This is a genomic window from Arenibacter catalasegens (assembly GCF_002909235.1).
Taxonomy (GTDB): Bacteria; Bacteroidota; Bacteroidia; order Flavobacteriales; family Flavobacteriaceae; genus Arenibacter; species Arenibacter catalasegens.
Genome location: NZ_PHQQ01000044.1, coordinates 1 through 18374, shown reverse-complemented (window position 1 = coordinate 18374; position 18374 = coordinate 1). Strand labels below are relative to the sequence as shown.

The 18374-nt window shown below is 38.2% G+C and carries 14 protein-coding genes and 1 pseudogene; 8 read left to right on the top strand and 7 right to left on the bottom strand.

The features are described 5' to 3' along the window. Positions 1 to 121: 121 nt before the first annotated feature. The 3 genes and pseudogenes from CWD90_RS21985 to CWD90_RS21975 all read right to left on the bottom strand — a co-directional run. Positions 122 to 307: pseudogene (locus CWD90_RS21985) on the bottom strand (BCCT family transporter); the annotation flags it as partial. Positions 308 to 376: 69 nt separating this feature from the next. Then, positions 377 to 1528 (bottom strand): hypothetical protein, encoded by a 1152-nt coding sequence (locus CWD90_RS21980; RefSeq protein ID WP_103478207.1) that lies wholly within the window; start codon positions 1526 to 1528, stop codon positions 377 to 379. Between the two features lie 460 nt (positions 1529 to 1988). Further along, positions 1989 to 3752, bottom strand: coding sequence for an exo-alpha-sialidase (locus tag CWD90_RS21975; protein ID WP_205161288.1), 1764 nt, complete (start codon positions 3750 to 3752; stop codon positions 1989 to 1991). A gap of 364 nt (positions 3753 to 4116) precedes the next feature. Here CWD90_RS21975 and CWD90_RS21970 point away from each other — a divergent pair, with 364 nt between their 5' ends. The 6 genes from CWD90_RS21970 to CWD90_RS21940 all read left to right on the top strand — a co-directional run bounded on the left by CWD90_RS21970 (position 4117) and on the right by CWD90_RS21940 (position 12248). Beyond that, positions 4117 to 5544, top strand: a complete 1428-nt coding sequence (locus tag CWD90_RS21970; protein ID WP_103478205.1) for a GH39 family glycosyl hydrolase — start codon at positions 4117 to 4119, stop codon at positions 5542 to 5544. Positions 5545 to 6086: 542 nt separating this feature from the next. After that, entirely contained in the window at positions 6087 to 7517 is a 1431-nt protein-coding gene (locus tag CWD90_RS21965; protein WP_103478204.1) for a GH39 family glycosyl hydrolase, read from the top strand. 190 nt (positions 7518 to 7707) lie between these two features. Next, the gene (locus tag CWD90_RS21960) at positions 7708 to 8859 is read left to right on the top strand and encodes a glycosyl hydrolase family 28-related protein (RefSeq protein ID WP_103478203.1); all 1152 of its coding nucleotides are present in this window, start codon (positions 7708 to 7710) and stop codon (positions 8857 to 8859) included. Between the two features lie 677 nt (positions 8860 to 9536). Further along, positions 9537 to 9974, top strand: a complete 438-nt coding sequence (locus CWD90_RS21955) for a response regulator (RefSeq protein ID WP_103478202.1) — start codon at positions 9537 to 9539, stop codon at positions 9972 to 9974. Position 9975: 1 nt separating this feature from the next. Continuing rightward, positions 9976 to 11415, top strand: coding sequence for a sensor histidine kinase (locus CWD90_RS21945; protein ID WP_205161287.1), 1440 nt, complete (start codon positions 9976 to 9978; stop codon positions 11413 to 11415). Positions 11416 to 11438: 23 nt separating this feature from the next. Next, a complete protein-coding gene (locus tag CWD90_RS21940; RefSeq protein WP_103478201.1) occupies positions 11439 to 12248 on the top strand; it encodes a glycerophosphodiester phosphodiesterase in 810 nt (269 codons plus the stop codon). 106 nt (positions 12249 to 12354) lie between these two features. On the opposite strand, the gene CWD90_RS21935 is transcribed toward CWD90_RS21940, so the two are convergent. From CWD90_RS21935 to CWD90_RS21925, 3 genes are read right to left on the bottom strand one after another with little or no spacing between them, the layout of a single operon-like run. Next, positions 12355 to 12639, bottom strand: a complete 285-nt coding sequence (locus CWD90_RS21935) for a hypothetical protein (RefSeq protein WP_103478200.1) — start codon at positions 12637 to 12639, stop codon at positions 12355 to 12357. Positions 12640 to 12642: 3 nt separating this feature from the next. Next, positions 12643 to 13563 (bottom strand): AMP-binding protein, encoded by a 921-nt coding sequence (locus tag CWD90_RS21930; RefSeq protein WP_103478199.1) that lies wholly within the window; start codon positions 13561 to 13563, stop codon positions 12643 to 12645. After that, the gene (locus CWD90_RS21925) at positions 13557 to 14162 is read right to left on the bottom strand and encodes an AMP-binding protein (RefSeq protein ID WP_103478198.1); all 606 of its coding nucleotides are present in this window, start codon (positions 14160 to 14162) and stop codon (positions 13557 to 13559) included. Before CWD90_RS21925 ends, CWD90_RS21930 begins: the two co-directional genes overlap by 7 nt. Positions 14163 to 14642: 480 nt before the next feature. Here CWD90_RS21925 and CWD90_RS21920 point away from each other — a divergent pair, with 480 nt between their 5' ends. Together CWD90_RS21920 and CWD90_RS21915 are read left to right on the top strand one after the other, a co-directional pair. Next, positions 14643 to 16106 carry a hypothetical protein gene (locus CWD90_RS21920; protein WP_103478197.1) on the top strand — a complete coding sequence of 488 codons (1464 nt, stop codon included), beginning with the start codon at positions 14643 to 14645 and terminating at the stop codon, positions 16104 to 16106. A gap of 650 nt (positions 16107 to 16756) precedes the next feature. After that, positions 16757 to 17242 carry a DUF2306 domain-containing protein gene (locus CWD90_RS21915; RefSeq protein WP_103478196.1) on the top strand — a complete coding sequence of 162 codons (486 nt, stop codon included), beginning with the start codon at positions 16757 to 16759 and terminating at the stop codon, positions 17240 to 17242. An 87-nt stretch (positions 17243 to 17329) separates the two neighbouring features. On the opposite strand, the gene CWD90_RS21910 is transcribed toward CWD90_RS21915, so the two are convergent. After that, the gene (locus tag CWD90_RS21910; protein ID WP_103478195.1) at positions 17330 to 18184 is read right to left on the bottom strand and encodes a CPBP family intramembrane glutamic endopeptidase; all 855 of its coding nucleotides are present in this window, start codon (positions 18182 to 18184) and stop codon (positions 17330 to 17332) included. Between the last annotated feature and the right edge of the window lie 190 nt (positions 18185 to 18374).

The following is an 18374-nucleotide window of genomic DNA, read 5'->3' as shown; positions in this document are numbered from 1 at the left end:
ATCAATGCGTAAAAAATTAAAAAATAAACAGTAAATTTAACCACAAAGGAATCGATTTTGAGCAACTAGTTTGCTATGCTCACTTTCATCCGGCACACGTGGTTCACTTTGACCGGCTCATCCACCCTGCTTGCTTTGCTACAAAATCTTGGATTGCGGTAAAATATTCTTCTGCCCCGCTTTTAAACATCAAGGTCAATGTTATGATAATGATGATGGTAATGGATGATGTAAAAAATACAGGACCATTCACTTGCAATCCAAAAATGGATTTTCTTTCATCACTTCTTATAATTTTCTTAGCCATAAAGCGTGTTGTTTTTAATGTAACTTAATTTCTACGAGCGTTTAAAACCTTCCTAATTATATGGCGATCTTAAAAATAGTAGCCAATATTAATATTAAACCTTGCTTCCCATTTTGCATCTGGATTCCCTTTGGCGAAATCGTCCACAAAATTTCCGCCTAACCAGGAATGATTGTATCCGGCAGCATAATCAATATATGTATATACACTTCCGGCAGAGACTAAAACCCCGGTAACATTCATATAGGAATCGGTGAAACCTAAGGCCTTTTTCTGCATAAAACCAAAATCGTTATAAAACTGTAAATTTGATACAGGCCCCCATTTTACGGGAACATTTCTGGAGATTGCCAACGAATACATATTAAAATCTGAAGCAACTTCATAAGGCGCTCCATAAGCGGCCATCGTAACCACATCTTTAGTTTCTCCCTCGGCATTCTCCGGGTTATGGGAAGCAGTAATAAATTGTGCTTTTACATTCAATTTCCCTTTGGTTAATTCGTAATGAACTGCAAAAGCAGAGTGATCTCCTATTTCTTTGGTGTCAAGATTATACAGTCCTCCATATTCCAAGGAAACACCCAAGCTACTTGCAGATTCTTTTCCAAATTTGTAGATAAATTTTCCGTTGAATTGATTTACTTCTTTGTTTCTGCCCGTGATATCATAAGAATATCGGTTTGGAGAGGTTTCGGTATTGTTTCCAAATCTCAATTCTTCCGCATTTTTGAAGAATGCAAGTTGATATTCAAATTTTTCTCCTGTATGCACGAATTTTACACCCATATCATGGTCATCTTCCATTCCCACATAATAGGACAGGTTGAAAAACCAGTTATGAGAGTTGTATTGTTGAATTCCAAAAGGAACCTGAGTTAAACCAATATGAATTTGATCTAAATCATCGAAATTGTACCCAACCCAACCCTGCTTCATGAAACCACCTCCAAAATCTTCAGAATACAATCTATATTCGGCATTCAGAAATATTCCTTTATAATGAGCTTCGGCATTTATCCGGAACATATCATAGCCAAAATCTCCCCCACGTTTTTTCTGACCTTCTTTCCAAGAAGATAAATTATAGTTGAAACGCAATGCTCCTCCAATTTTGAGTTCCGGTTTTTCTTGTGCCATTATTGGAAATGCCAATAGCAAGGCTAATATTGCAAAGCAAAAAGATTTAGGGAATTGTAAATAAGTAATTTTTTCTATCATAAAGTGATTTAAAAGGTGGAAATAGTAGAGACCTCAGTTCTCCTAATAAATGCAATTTTTTATGGTATGATGACGTAGTAATTTTTTCAGAAGAAAGAAGAGGATTAACCGATCCTCTCCAAAAATGGGGGCTTATATGTTTTGTACCCCATCAAAATTACAAAATGAGCCAAATAACTCTTGTGCAAAGATAGTGAATTTAAGCGCTATGCTTTTAGGGGGAAATCATGGAGGCCATTGGAAGTGACAAGTCTGCCAAAGGCAGGGAGCTCAAAGAGAAGCGTGATGTCAATAGTGGGGGGAGTTAAGGTTCTGATCGCCGCGAGAAATTGAGGAATCGTGTCTCCCACTCTCCCTAAAAAACTTAAGTTTTAAAAAAAACGGATTGGTTACTGCCAATCCGTTTTTTTGAGCTTCTTTTAATGAAATACCTACTGCAATTAACAGTATCTTGAAATAATCAATTGCTATGAAAAAGCATATTTGATGGAATTTCTACCTTTTCGAATTCGTCACTTTGCCAGGATAAGGTCAATGTACGTCCACCGCCTTGCTGGAAATAGTTGAGCGAAATTTTATGCATTCCGGTTTTTAAAGAAATGGAACCCTTTTTTTCGTAATTGCCATGCGCCCCGTCATTGTCTATGAGCGCATCATCATTCAGGAATAGCACACTTCCATCGTTAGATTCAAGAAAGAAGGTGTATAATCCGTCTTTTGGGACACTTATATATCCATCAAAGACGTAACCGAAATTTTCTGTTTGCTCACTGTTTTCTATGGAAAATTGAGGGATTATACCTGCTGCTGTTTCCTGCTTTTTTTCAAGGCCTCTCGCCTTGCTTAATTCTTCATTGTAATATTTATAATGCAGCCCGGGTGTCGGCTTCTCCTTTAGTGGCTGTGCCTCTTCAAATATGTCCGTGCCAATTTCAACGGATACGATCTGACTAGGAGTTTTGTCTTCCGAAAATGCCTGCATACGCAAGACGGCTTTCTTAGAAATGAGAAATGGTTCGTTATATAGCAATTCATTTTCCGGTTTGGGCAGCGTGCCATCCAGGGTATAATAAATTTGAGCGGTTTCGTCCTTGGATGTTAATTCGATTTTGCCATTTTGATCTAATGCCACTTTGGGATTCTCGGTAGCCTCCTGATAAATCCAATCTAAACTAATGCGGGTGATTTGCGTAGTAGCCAAACCATGCCCACCCTTTCTATCTCCTGCACAATGCCCCAAAAGCACATGATCATCAAGGAATTCTATTGCAGTGTAGCAATACCATCCATCAGGGTCACTTTCTATGGTCTTTATCTTCTCCCAACTTTTTCCCTCATCTTTGGATATGGCAAGGTTGTAGGGAGTTCGATAGCCACCGTCTCTTGAATTTTCGTAGTTGTTGTTCCAGACCAACAATAAGTCCCCTGTTTTTGGAATGCGCTCTATCGAAGCTGGGGAAAGTGGCGATTTTATATTTCCCGCTACGATCGGCGACCAGGTTTCCCCCTGATCTTCCGAATAGGAGAAGTATTGTACACCTGCATCTGTCCGACAAAAAAGCATCATTTTCCCATAATCTAATTCCACTAGTCCTGGCTCTTGCAACACGACGTTATTAGGATTGGGTACCTCCATGGATTTGGACCAACTTTTCCCTAGATCATCCGAGAAATAGGAATATATCTTTCCATTAGCAGTCATACTGGATTCAACCTCACCATGTAGTGCCGTGGGATAAATGATCCTGCCATTGGGCAACTGAAGCAATCTGTCGTTATTTACAACATGATATCCTTCGTCTTCCATGCACCTGATCGGTTCACTCCAAGTTTTTGCCTCATCAGTAGAAATGCGCATATAGGGTATACAGTCCGTTTCGGAGTTTTTTCTAATGTAAAAAAGGGCCAAACTTTCATCACTTAGCCGCAAAAGAGAAACGGACATCACATTCATTTTACTTTCGTTGGGTACAATGCTAACGTCTTCTTGTGTCCAGGTTTGGCCGCCATCACTGGAATATCTCCCTGCTAGATAAGCTTTGGCATGATCACCCGCTCCACCCGTAAAATGGGTATAAACAAACAATATTCGACCATCTTTAAGCTGAATAAAATCACCTTCGCTATTCCTAGGATTATCAGAGGTAGGAGTTAGGCGTAAAGTAATTTCTTTGCCGGAATCTTCCTCTGGAGCAGTTTTGCAACCCATGAAAAATAAGGTCATTATTAGAAAAAGGAAACGGTAATGGTGATTTGTGTAATTCATATCTTTTGAAAACTAGGGTAATTCTATTTTAGCGGCTGAAATTAGCCTTTTTAGACTAAATCACCTTGAAAATTAATGGTATTCTCTTTGTCCATCTTATAATTCGCCCAGGGATTTCTTTGATTATTCCATTGATGACTTATTCAGATGCATTGTCTTTTTCCTGAAACTGACAAGTATCATTATCAGTGATTTGGTATTGAATGATCATTCTCGGTAGGATTTCCAACACATGTACTTTTGTAAATCCATGTTTATTTTTGAAAGTGCAAAAAAAGTGTAACTTCAACTTTTTTTACCAAAAAAAGTTATCCAAAAACCCATGAAAACAAACAATTGTATTACATCAGCCTTCTTCGGTATTTTTTTATTTTTAGGATTAATAGCTGGAAATATGCTATTCGCTCAAAATAATGACATAGCAATATTGCCTGAGTTTACGGTTGATCTATCCAAAACCATAGGTGGTTTCAAGCCCTTGAACGGGGTTAACGGCGGGCCGAGAGTTAGATTGGGAAATGCATTTGATAATAGTGAATATTTCAAAACCTTTGGGCCTCCACATATACGCCTTCATGATACACGATATTCCGATGAAGAAACGGTTGATATACATACCATCTTTCCAAACTTTGATGCCGATGAAAATGACCCGGCAAATTATCATTTTGAAAAGACGGATATTTATATAAAGTCGATCTTAGATCTGGGCGCAAAAGTGATATTTAGGCTGGGTGAAAGTATTGAGCATGGTGAGCCAAAATTTTACATCCATCCTCCGGCAGATTTTGAAAAATGGGCGCACATTTGTTCTCGGATAGTGCAGCATTATAATATGGGCTGGGCCGAAGGCTTTAATTGGGATATTCAATATTGGGAAGTTTGGAATGAGCCGGACATAGCAGAGTGTTGGTCAGGAACTGATGAACAATACCTTCAATTGTATGAAATAACATCCAAAACCCTAAAAAAACTAGATCCAAACCTGAAAATTGGAGGTCCAACTCTTGCCTATAACATGGATAGTGAGCTTGGTGAGGCTTTCCTTAAACATTGTAAAAAAACCAATTCCCCTTTAGACTTTGTTTCCTATCACATCTATAGTAAAAGTACGGATGAATTCATGAAAAGAATAGAAATATCCAACGCTACCATAAGGAAACATGGATTTAAAGATACAGAAATCAGTCTGTCCGAATGGAATTACGTAGCATCCTGGTCAGGCAAAAGTAGAGTAGATTCACGAGATGGACTTGCCCAAACAATGGCCGCCCCTGGGTCAGCGTTTACGGTTGCAGTTTTATCTTATATGCAAGATACAGAACTGGATATGGCACAATACTACTCCGCTTTTGGAACCATATTTCGTTTTGGGCTTTTTGACAGATCAGGAGTGCCAAAAAAAGCAATTCATGCATTAGAAGCCTATCATAAAATGGTACAATTGGGCACACGGGTTTCTACTTCAGGAAATAAACAGGAAACGGGTGTTTCTATTATTGCTTCTACTGAATTAAGTGATGGAAAAATAGCCGTTTTGTTAAGCAATTTTGAAGATGATGCCTCTCGCTATAAACTCCAGATCAAGAATGCTACTTTTAAAAACGAATTAAAGTGTAGTGAATATTTCTTGGACGATAATCACAATTTGGACTTGGACCGCGAACAAATATTGAGCAGCAAAGATTTCAGCCTCATGGTAGACTTGCCCAAATCGTCTATTAGATTGCTTCTTTTTGAATCCCTTTAAGTAATCAAAAAGATAAAACCACTTTTATAACCACAACACTGAGTTTGATGATTTTTTCAGCAGGTGTCATAAAATATACGTCGAACAAATAAAACGAGGGACCTCATATCATAAAACCCAAATAATAAATTTTGACCTTTTGGTAACCACTTGATTTAAACTATTGAACATTGCCTCCATAGTTCGCTGTTGAGTTTATATTCTTCCGTATTGGAGATGGCATGGCCGTACCCTGAGCGGAGTCGAAGGGTTGGACAGCAAAGAAATCGAAGATTCATGAATACCTTAAAATAACAAGCAGAAATCAATGAACTAAACCGAAGGTCCATGAATACCTTGAAATAACAAGCAGAATCAATGAACTAAACGAACTATCAAATAAAAACCTGAGAATTCATATTAATCGTAATTATTTCATAAACACAACAATTGGTCATGACCCGTTTTCAACACATGTACTTTTATAAATCCATGTTTATTTTTGAAAGTGCAAAAAAAGTGTAACTTCAATTTTTTTTACCATAAAAGTTATCCAAAAACCCATGAAAACAAACAATTGTATTACATCAGCCTTCTTCGGTATTTTTTTATTTTTAGGATTAATAGCTGGAAATATGCTATTCGCTCAAAATAATGACATAGCAATATTGCCTGAGTTTACGGTTGATCTATCCAAAACCATAGGTGGTTTCAAGCCCTTGAACGGGGTTAACGGCGGGCCGAGAGTTAGATTGGGAAATGCATTTGATAATAGTGAATATTTCAAAACCTTTGGGCCTCCACATATACGCCTTCATGATACACGATATTCCGATGAAGAAACGGTTGATATACATACCATCTTTCCAAACTTTGATGCCGATGAAAATGACCCGGCAAATTATCATTTTGAAAAGACGGACATTTATATAAAGTCGATCTTGGATCTTGGCGCAAAAGTGATATTTAGGTTGGGAGAAAGTATTGAGCATGGGGAACCAAAATTTTACATCCACCCTCCAACCGATTTTGAAAAATGGGCGCGCATTTGTTCTCGGATAGTGCAGCATTATAATATGGGCTGGGCCGAAGGCTTTAATTGGGATATTCAATATTGGGAAGTTTGGAATGAGCCGGACATAGCAGATTGCTGGTCGGGAACTCAAGAACAGTATCTTCAATTATATGAAATAACGGCCAAGACCTTAAAAAAACTCGATGCCAACCTAAAAGTTGGAGGTCCTACAATCGCCTTTACCATGGACAGTGAGCTTGGCGAGGCTTTCCTTAAACATTGCAAAAAAACCAATACCCCTTTAGACTTTGTTTCCTATCATATCTATAGTAAAAGTACGGACGACTTCATGAAAAGAATAGAAATATCCAACGCTACCATAAGAAAACATGGATTTAAGGATACCGAAATCTGTCTAACGGAATGGAATTACATACCATACTGGCCCGATGGCAAAAACAGAGCGGAACCACGAGATGTATTTGCCCAAACCACCGGCGCCCCTGGCTCAGCCTTTACCGTCGCAGTTTTATCTTATTTGCAAGATACAGAACTGGATATGGCGCAATACTATTCTGCCTTTGGAACCATTTTTCGCATTGGGCTTTTTGATGAATCCGGAATACCCAAAAAAGCAATTCATGCATTAGAAGCCTATCATAAAATGGTACAATTGGGCAAACGGGTTGCTACTTCTGGTAATAAACAAGAAACGGGTGTTTCTATTATTGCATCTACTAAATTAAGTGAAGGAAAAACAGCCGTTTTGTTAAGCAATTTCGAAGATGATGCCTCTCGCTATAAACTCCAGATCAAGAATGCTGCTTTTAAAAACGAATTAAAGTGTAGCGAATATGTATTGGACGATAATCACAATTTGGACTTGGACCGCGTACAAATATTGAGCAGCAAAGATTTTAGCCTTATGGTGGACTTGCCAAAATCGACGGTTAGATTACTTATTTTTGAAGCTTTGTAGGAGTATTTAAAATACAATAGAAACAAAATGGATCGATTTCTTTACTCACTAAGTGAGATTTGAATGCTCCCGAAATGTTATTGGTGGTTTCCTTCCGATGCCGCATGGGCCTGCCTTTGTCGGTAGACAGGCTTGCCCTGAGGTAATTGACTTAACCGTTGATATTTTTATAATAAACACCACTTAGATTATGGGTAAAATAAGACATAGAATAAAAAATGGGCTAGAATCGCTACAACTTAAATTAGTCGCGTTCTCATGTTTAATTCTGATTTCAGCGTGCAGGGAAAAGGAGGAATCTTATGTCGGTACTCAGGGAGAACGGCCCAATAAAGAGAAAAATAGCTTCATCCAAAATACAAACACAAAACACTCCCGGACTTTCAATGTGTTGGATTATGGAGCAGTGGGCGATGATAATACGGACAATACTGTGGCATTTTCTGCTTGCCTAAAGGCTGTAGTTGATGCAGGAGGCGGACGGATGTACTTGCCGGACGGGGTGTATCGTGGCAGAATCCTAATTCCAGCTGTTTCACAACCCATACCAAGCTGGATTACGATAGTAGTTGAAGGTGAAAGCGAGCCTACACCTGTATTTGGAACCATTGGGGCCTACCCATTGCTTAATAATGGCACCGTCGTAAAGAGTCTCGCTCCCACGGGAGCTGCTGTCATCACTGCCAACAGTTCGTCCAATTCCCTGTATGAAAAATTTTCTGGGGTTAATGTGATCATCAAAAATTTAGATGTTAGGACCTATGATAATCCAGGCATCGGTGGAATAGATTTACAGTACGCCCTTCAATGCAAGATAGAGAATGTGTTTATTAATACAGGCGTGTATAGTGTGCAGGCTTCTAAGCCTAGCCATGGGACTAATGGCTTAATTACACCTGCGTGTAATAACGCTGCCTTAACCATACTGAGAAACGTGGTGGTGACCGGATACCACACAGGTATTTTGGTGAATGAACATACAGACGGAGACAATATTAACCTGGCCGCTAACACTAATGGATTAGAATTCGTCTTTGCCCATCATGCCTCCAGATTTGGCCGAGTAGGGGCACAACGTTGTACCAATGCAGTTACGGTGACGGGAAAGCACGGCTTTTCTATAGAACAACTGGATATGGAGATTGCAGGGAAGGACCAGACCGACAGCCAGAACCAATGGCAGGCTACAGAATTTAACATCAACGACCCTAAAAATCTTGGAACAGCCGATATCAACTATTGGGTTGTTGAGGGGAATGTGGGTGCAACGGAAAAATTTACACGTAAGGGTGGAGCTTCGATCCAGGCTCGGCGAATTGGTTCAGCCCTTACAGCAGACTGACCTAATGTGTACATAAGGGAAGAACGTTTTTAAACCCATCTTAGAACTAACAGTACAATAATAAATAAAGTATTTTGAGTAAATGTTTTCTACTTTTTGCTGTCTACATAATTATGTTGTTTAGTCTTGATTTCTTCTATAAAAAATGATCCATACAAACGTTTTTAGGAACGTTATCTTTACTTCAGACTAGTTTTGTAAAGCCAGATTCAATAAGTGAACCTCATTGGCAACAATAGTTATGGTCTTGCAAACAAGCATAAATAAAACCTTCTAAAGTTCATATAGGGGTCCTTTATTTACACCTCTTTGTTTCCTTTATAATATAGTAATAGATCTATCTCTTCTATAAAAAGGAGGGTCTTTTAAAACACTACCCCTACTTCAAATCATTTTCTGAAAAATGGACATTTAAGGAACTCCAAAAGTGACGGCATATCCCCTTATGAGCTGCATACAGACATAAACATATATTCCACTGTAAGCTAATAATAAGTATATTTGTATGTTGAATCAATTTCTGAAGCTGACCTATGTTGCTGGCGACACCAAGGCTTAGCTCTGCCCACAGAAAAATGACCCCAACACCTGTTAAACCATTATTGATTTGTACTACTACCTACAACATCTAAGGACATTCTCACCAAAGAATTTCTTTGACATATATATAGACTCAAATGAAAAATATCTTTCTTGCTGATGACGATGCTGATGACCGGGAATTTTTCATAGATGCACTTAAGGAAGTAAGCCTCCCTACTGATATAACGCTTTCCAATAATGGTTTGGAATTGATGAAAAATCTCGATATTTTAATCCAACATCCACCACCCCACGTAATTTTCCTGGACTTGAACATGCCTTTTAAAAACGGCTTTCAATGCTTGGAGGAAATCAGAAATTCGCCAAAACTAAAGGATATTCCAGTTGTCATATTTTCAACATCAGCTAGCGATATTTATGTTGATAAAACATATGAACAAGGCGCAAATTACTATATTCAAAAACCTTCTTCGTTTCAGCTTTTGGTAAAATCAATTGAAAAAGTCTTAACACTTGAAATGTGGCCATCACCACGACCCCAAAAAGAAAATTATATTTTATCAATTACCTAAGATGATACGAATTCAATTAGCCAAGGCTCTCAGTTCGCTTGCTTTTCTAAATACGGAGAAAAAAAAGCGGGCAGCGGAATTGAGCATTGCCAACAAGGAACTTGTATTTCAAAATGAGGAGAAGGAAAAGCGGGCAGCCGAATTGACTATTGCCAATAAGGAACTTGCTTTTCAAAACGAAGAGAAAGAAAAGCGGGCGGCGGAGTTGGTCATTGCCAACAAAGAACTAATTGTACAAAACGAAGAGAAGGAGAACCGGGCCGCCGAATTGGTCATTGCCAACAAGGAACTTGCCTTTCAAAATGAAGAGAAAGAAAAGCGGGCGGCGGAATTGGTCATTGCCAACAAGGAACTTGCTTTTCAAAACGAAGAGAAAGAAAAGCGGGCAGCGGAATTGGTCATTGCCAACAAGGAACTTGCTTTTCAAAATGAAGAGAAAGAAAAACGGGCCGCCGAATTGGTCATTGCCAACAAAGAACTAATTGTACAAAACGAAGAGAAAGAAAAACGGGCTGCCGAATTGGTCATTGCCAACAAAGAACTAATTGTACAAAACGAAGAGAAGGAAAACCGGGCCGCTGAATTGGTCATTGCCAACCAAGAACTTGCTTTTCAAAACGAAGAAAAGGAAAAAAGGGCCTCTGAATTAATTATTGCAAACAAAGAACTTGCCTTTCAAAGCGATTTAAAGGAAAAGCGGGCAACGGAATTAATTATTGCCAATAAAGAATTAGAATCATTTACATACATATCTAGCCACGATCTCCAGGAACCATTGCGTAAAATACAAATCTTCTCAACCCGCTTAATTGACGATGAATCACAAAACTTATCCAAAAAAGGGAAAAGCTACATACTGGGAATGCGTGATGCATCAAGGCGTATGCAAGCCTTGATTCGCGATTTACTTGGATACTCCCGCACAACTACTTCAGAAAGGATATTTGTAATCACCAGTCTCAACACTGTAATAGAATTAGTAAAAAAAGATTTTACAGAAATCATAACTAAAAAAAACGCCACCATCAAAGTGGTTGGCGAGTGCGATGTGCAAGTCATTCCCTTTCAGTTTCACCAACTAATACAGAACATCATTGGCAACGCCCTTAAATTTTCAAGACCGGACTTATCGCCTCTCATAACAGTAAAGAGTAAAATTGTGCAGAGCAGCGACATAATTAGCGATAAACAATTATCTGCCGAAGAATATTGTCACATTACAATAACAGACAACGGTATTGGATTTGAACCCCAATTTAAAGACCACATCTTCGAATTATTTAAACGTCTTCATGACAAAGACAAAATACCCGGGACGGGTATCGGGCTTGCAATCGTAAAAAAAATCGTAGAAAATCACAATGGGTTAATTACAGCAACAAGCGAAATTAATAAGGGCGCTAGCTTTGATATTTATATTCCTTCTACCCTACCCTTATAAAGCTGATCATCATAAATTATAAAATGAAATCAACCCTAATAAAATATAGCTTCTTCATATTCGGTTTCTTGTTTTTACTAAGTCCTATATATGGGCAACCTAATAAACAGGAGATTCAAAACAAATACCATTTAATTGCCCATCGTGGAGGTGTTGTAGATACACAAACTGCAGAAAACAGTTTAGCTTCTTTGAAAAAGGCCTCACAAGAAGGTTATTGGATGGTTGAAGTTGATTTACGTTTAACACGGGACAGCGTTTTGATTATTCATCATGATCGGAATTTTAAAAGATATTACGGTATAGATAAAACTGTATCGGAAATGAATTGGGATGAAGTCAAGGAATTAAAAGGTGACTTGGGTAATAAAGTACTTTCTTTTGAAGAAGCGCTAAAGTTTTGTCAAGAAAGCAAGCTACAGGTCATGGTCGATAATAAAATTGATGGGTTTGACAGCGATTTATTTGGGAAAGTAGTAGCATTATTAAAGAAATACGAACGTTCAGCGCAGGCCTTGATGATCGGAACAGATGAATCTACCCCTTTCTTCACTGGAAAAGTAAAATTGAGTTGTACACGGCAACAGCTGGAAGATAATATGCTGAAGCCAGGATTTAACCCTAATGACTATTATTTGTTTTCTAAAAATATATCAAAAGAAGATATAGAATGGACTAGGAAGCATGGCATCTTGGCGGTCGGAGCAATCAATGCTTGGGCATTTAAAAGTCATACTATGCTTAAAGATGCCCAGGAAGAAGCCAAAAAGTTATTGGAAGCCGGTGTGAGCTACTATCAAATTGATTCCGTTTTTGGTTCCTTATTTAAGTGAAACTATTCCTTACGGCCATTTACACCCACTTACAATGTATTTATCTATAATAATGAGGTTCCCAGCTGAGGGGTGAATCAGTAGCGATTTTAAAAAATAATAATATTTAGACATTTTCGAGTTGTTTTACCTTCTCCTTACTTCTTTCCCTAAAAGTTCTTTTTAGTGTTTTACCCGTTACCCCAAATGGAAATTGAAGCCAAGGACGAATTTCAAGGGAAATCAGTTTTTGATTTGATGCAAGGTCTTTATTCAACTCGGCCAACAGCACTTCTTCGCTATACCCGTAACCAGTCCTTAAAGCAACTACTGCGGCAGGTAATTGACTTCCGTCCCTTTGGGATGAACCGTACACGCAAATATCAAATATAGCTTCATGCTTGTGCAGCATTTCTTAAATTAACAAGCTATAGATGGGGTAGTTTTTGGTGTGTATAACATCCACCTCCCTGTCTAACTGCACTATATGACCATCTTTTCCAATTCTGGCTACGTCACCGGTAAAAAACCAGTTATCATGAAAACTTTTAATAGTTAGATCATGATCATTCCAATAGGCGGTAAAAACAGTTTTTCCTTTTACTTCAAGTCTTCCTACTTCTCCTTTTTCCACCAATTCTCCTTTTTTATTTGCAATCCGAATAGATGGTCCCAAGGGTGTGGAACCTGGCCTACCAATGCGCCTATTAAACTTCTTGGTAAACTTGGTATAGTACCTTAAAACAGAAGGTGTACCAACCTCACTGGATCCCTGGGCATCCAAGAATACAGCACCATTTATGGGTATACCCAGATTTTTAAAAACAGAACCTTGATGTAGAAAACGGGATATAATAGCTTCATGGCTAGCATCTGCAGTAGAAGCCCAAACACGCATCATGGATAAATTGTAATTGGCAAGATTTAACTCTTTCAGCTGGGTATAGGTATTGGGGAATCCGAAAAAACCGGTAAACCTGCCCTTTTCAAGGTTTGCAATTGTTGTAGTGGCATCAAAACTTTCCGCATCATGATAACTACTCCAATGACAGGGGAGCCCTAAAAGCAAGCTAGCATTAAAGGTCAGGATTACAGCTTGATGATTATTGGGTACGGCCATATACCCTTTATCCCGTCTTCTGGAAAGGTGTACATAACAAAGCCAGCCTTTTATAGCAAATGATTGTGGTCCGTTTCTAAGAATAACCGATTTTGGAACTCCTGTAGTCCCGGAAGTATGTACCAAATAAACAGGATCATTTTTACCCCTTCTGATGATACCTGCCTCAGAAACCACTCCTTCCATGGCATCTTTAAAAAAACAGATCTTCAGCATTGGAAATTTTTCCAAAATATCAGAGAAGATTGCAGAGGCCTTTTCATCCAAATCAGTTTTTTGTTTACCAAGAGGATCGTCCTTAGGTTACCAAAAGTACCTTCTTGATAAAATCTGAAAAAATTAGGCAGGTCTGTTATGAGGACTATTGATCCTATATTGGAAAGATATGGGCCTATAAGATGGGATAAAAATTTACCATGTATAGGACATGCAATACCCCCTGCCCTCATAATGCCCATCATTAAAATATGAATATCCAAGTGGTTTTCCTTACAAACAGCCACCCTGTCACCATATTTCAATTCCAGCTTTGTCTGTAACATTGATCCTATGAGACCTGCGGTAGCCTTCAGCCGATTGGCACTCCAGTGCAATGGATCGGGATATTTTTCCTTATGAATTTGTATTTCCCATTTTGCCGGCATATCGCAAGTAAATAAGGGGCTTTCTCCATATTTTTTTGCAGCGCTAAATTGAACCTCTTGTAGGGAAATTTTGCCTAACACCAAAGCAATTCTTTTATGCAACCCAATTCGATATATTATAAAGATCAAATAGGATAGGATGCTAAAACCGAGTGCTAAAAAGTAAATCATATTTAGAATATCTATAATTCAAAATAAGGAACAAACGATATATAAATGTACGTAAAAAAAGGCTGACAATTGAGTGAATTGTTATATCAGGCAAACACATCTACAGCTTTACAATTGACGGAAAAGGAGGTTACTAAAAGAACTTTTGGCTATGGTTTCTGGGATCAATATCAAAAATGGTGTGTGAAGAAAATCCTCCAACGCCCAAAAGCTTGGCAGGACAGATTTTCTACCTGCTTCCCAACAGGCAGGTTCGGATTGTATTTGCTACAACTATTGCCTTAACGAACAACTAAAGAAACAGCTGTACACCAATTGAACCACATTAAAACAACAGAAAATTTAAACGCCTATTTTGAAAAGTTTATTAGGCTTTCGGGAAATTTAAAATCTTAACTTTCAAAACGAATAAAGCCGATAGCATTTAACAAAGGGAAACTTGTTTTGGATGCAAACACTATTTAAACAAACCGCTAACACATGAAAAAAAATATTCCAATTGTACTCCTATTTTTTGTAGCACTTCAGATAAGCGCACAGCAACTTGAGGGACCATTACGGGTGCACCCAGAAAACGGACGCTATTTTACCAATGATTCGGGCAAAGCAATTTATTTAACCGGCTCCCATACTTGGGCGAATTTTCAGGAAAGCAGAACACCGGATGAATCACTTTTCGATTATGGGGCCTATTTAAAAATGCTAAAAGAGTACCATCATAATTTTATTCGTCAATGGACCTGGGAACATTCCAAAAATGCCTCTTGGACCAAGGATGAAGTGGTTTTCTCGCCCCTCCCCTATAAAACAGTGAAAAAAAAGGGCAAAGAATTATATGATGTTTCGCAATGGAACGAAGCTTATTTTGAGCGACTTCGTAAGCGAACAAAAGAAGCTGGAGATATGGGAATTTATGTTTCCGTTATGCTTTTTCAGGGTTGGAGTCAAAACCGTTTGGAAACACCTGGTAGTGATCCTTGGGAGTATCATCCGCTAAATCCTGTCAACAATATAAACGGGGTTGGAAAATCAGTTAAAAACAATGGTTTTGATGATGAAAAAATGGGCACCTTACATTCGGTCAATAATGGCGATGTGCTTGCACATCAGGAAGCTTATGTAAAAAAAGTGATTGAAACCGTAAACGATCTTGATAATGTGCTATTCGAGATTATAAATGAAGGCGGTACCAAAAAGTGGCAATACCATATGATAAATTTGGTGAAAGAAATTGAAAAATCGATGCCCAAACAGCACCCAGTGGGCATGACGCCTTCTGTGGTCGTTAACCCGCCAATGTTCAATGATGATTTATGGGAAAGTCCTGCAGATTGGATATCCCCCACTCCAGAGCCCATTTCTTGGATGTACAAGGGCACCGATTACGTTCAAGATTATAAAAATGACCCGCCGGCAAATACTGGCGAAAAAGTAATTATTCTAGATACGGATCATTTGGGAGGCCACTGGGGTACCTATATGTGGGCATGGAAATCTTTTGTTCGTGGTCATAATCCTATTTTTATGGATTCGTGGGTGCCCTTGGCAGGCAACTACGATAGACAAAAAAGTCCCGATATCTATTACATCGGTGGTGTAACAAAAAACGACGCCGACCATCCTGATTATGAGCCTTTACGTAAAAACATGGGACACATTCTTGCATTGGCAAATCGTATCGATTTAGTAAACATGACCCCACAGGACCAACTCTGTTCCACACGCTTTTGTCTTGCCAACCCAGGCGAAGAGTATGTAGTGTATTTGCCAGAAGGCACTGGAACGTTAGATTTGAGAAATGCAAATGTAGAATTTGAAGTAGAATGGTTTTTTCCGGTACTCAATAGAACCATCAAAGGAACAGAAACACTTAAAGGGGGTAGTTATAAAGCAATAGTCGCGCCGTTTACAGGTGCTTCTGTTTTGTATTTGAAGAAGAAGTAAATTACCTCAGGGCAGGCCCAGCAGGCATCGGAAGGAAACCAATTAAAATATTTAGACGCCCGCCTGAACGGAACGGGCAGGCCTGCCCGTATCGTTCAGGCGGGCAATGCTATGAGCATTCAAATCTCACTTAGTGAGTAAAATATTAATACGCTAGAAGATTAGCAGTAAACTTGGTACCCCAAAGATGGGGTCCGGCTATAACCTTTGGGCGTTCCCTCCTACGTCGGTCGGGCCCTTGGCTATATCCCTTGCGTTGCTGCGGGGATGCCGCCGCGGTCCCTAACGCGGAATTTTTCATTCCAGAACAAATTTGTGGGGCAATACTTTAATCTCCGATTTATAAGAATTTTTATTGCCCTGCAAGAGCAAACCCCAATTCTTCCGAAAAGAAGACCGTACAGCAGATATTCCCGTACTTCATCGATGAAGTAAATAACAAAACCAATATTTATTACCTTAGAAGCTAAGAATATAGCTCTTGGTTGTAGTGCTCCCTCCTCTTTACTCCGGCTAATATTTATTGGATTAATAAGAACTATAAGATACTAGTAGGTATTTAGGTACAGTCCGGTGGGTTTGTAGTTTGTAAAATTAGGATATAGTTAATACCTATATCCAATTGTTATCATTCATAAATAAACACAGAAATGGAATATTTAGTTGGGGATACATACGGACTACTTCATTTGATATCTTCAATGTGTGCTTTGATTGCGGGAACATTAGTTCTTATTATGAAAAAAGGATCAAAAAGACACAAACAAATTGGATTTGCATATGTTATAAGTATGGCTATTTTACTAGTCACATCATTTATAATTTATCGACTCTTTAATGGGTGGGGCATTTTTCATTATGCATCAACTTTCAGTCTTATAGTTCTTTTATTAGGTATGATTCCTATTTGGACTAAAAAACCAACAAGTAGCTGGAAATATCGACATTTTAGTTTTATGTATTGGTCTGTAATAGGGTTGTATGCTGCATTAGCGGCAGAGGTTCTAACAAGAATTCCTGATACTCCTTTTTTTGGAATGGTTGGTATTGCAACAGGAGTAATAACGATAATTGGTGCTATATTTTTAAGAATAAATCGAGCAAAATGGGTGAAAATATTTGCAATATATAAATGAAATACGAAATGCTAACAAAGATGTATATAGCACATTGAAACGTACCATATACTAGGCGTTGTACTCAATTGTTCGAAAATCAATATTTTACAGATTTTCAACCTTAGCTTTTCGCCAAAAATATAATGCAAAAATTGTTGTGATAATCGGGAGCATCAATCCGTATTCATCTATCCAAAACGTACTACTCTCGTTTGTCGAAGTTAGCGGAGTGAATATCTTTTGTATGAATATATTGTGAACTGAATGAAAAAGCACAGAAGGCCATAAACTATTTGACTTAAAAGTATAGTAAGCCAAAATAACAGACATTCCTAATATCATTACAGTAAACGAAGAAATATGGAATATCACATTACCACTTCCCTTATAGATTAATAAAATAATAGGCCAGTGCCAAATGGACCAAATCAAACCGCTAATTATTGATACACCACCGAAAGAAAATATTTTCCTAAGTTCAAAAATGAAAAATCCACGCCAACCAATTTCTTCACCCAAAGTAGAACCAATATTTTTCACAACACCTACAATTGACAAAAGAACGACCATCGACAATATAATAATCGGAATACTGAACTCTTCCATTCCCAATTCTTGAGACCATTCTAAAATAGTCGCCTGATTTGGCACACTCCCGAAACTAAAAAACCAAATTAAAACATAAGCTATCGTTATGTATAAGACGGGAATTAAATATGATAAGCTGAGATATTTGGACTTTTCCAAGTTCCAAGGAAGACTTGAAATAGGTCTTTTCGTAATCTTTAAAGTAGCGAAAGCTGACAATGCAGGACACATCATTAAAGCACCGACATAGATACTAGTTGGATTTAATTTCAGTATTGCGTAATAGTAGATTGCACTAAGTGAAATTAAAATCCCTAAGAATATGAATATTGTTTTCCAGACTTGTTTTCGGTCAATTAATTGGTTAGTCATATAAAACTAAGACGGAACAAATCAAATTTTGTTACCTTATAATAGAATTAATATTAATGTAAGGTAAATGAACTACCTCGAGGCAGAGCCATCGAGGTATCAAAATAAACGTAATTGATTCTTATGTATCACGCTATATTGAGATTTTCCCTGGTTTTGGAGGTATTTCTTAATTACCTCTTCATTCGCA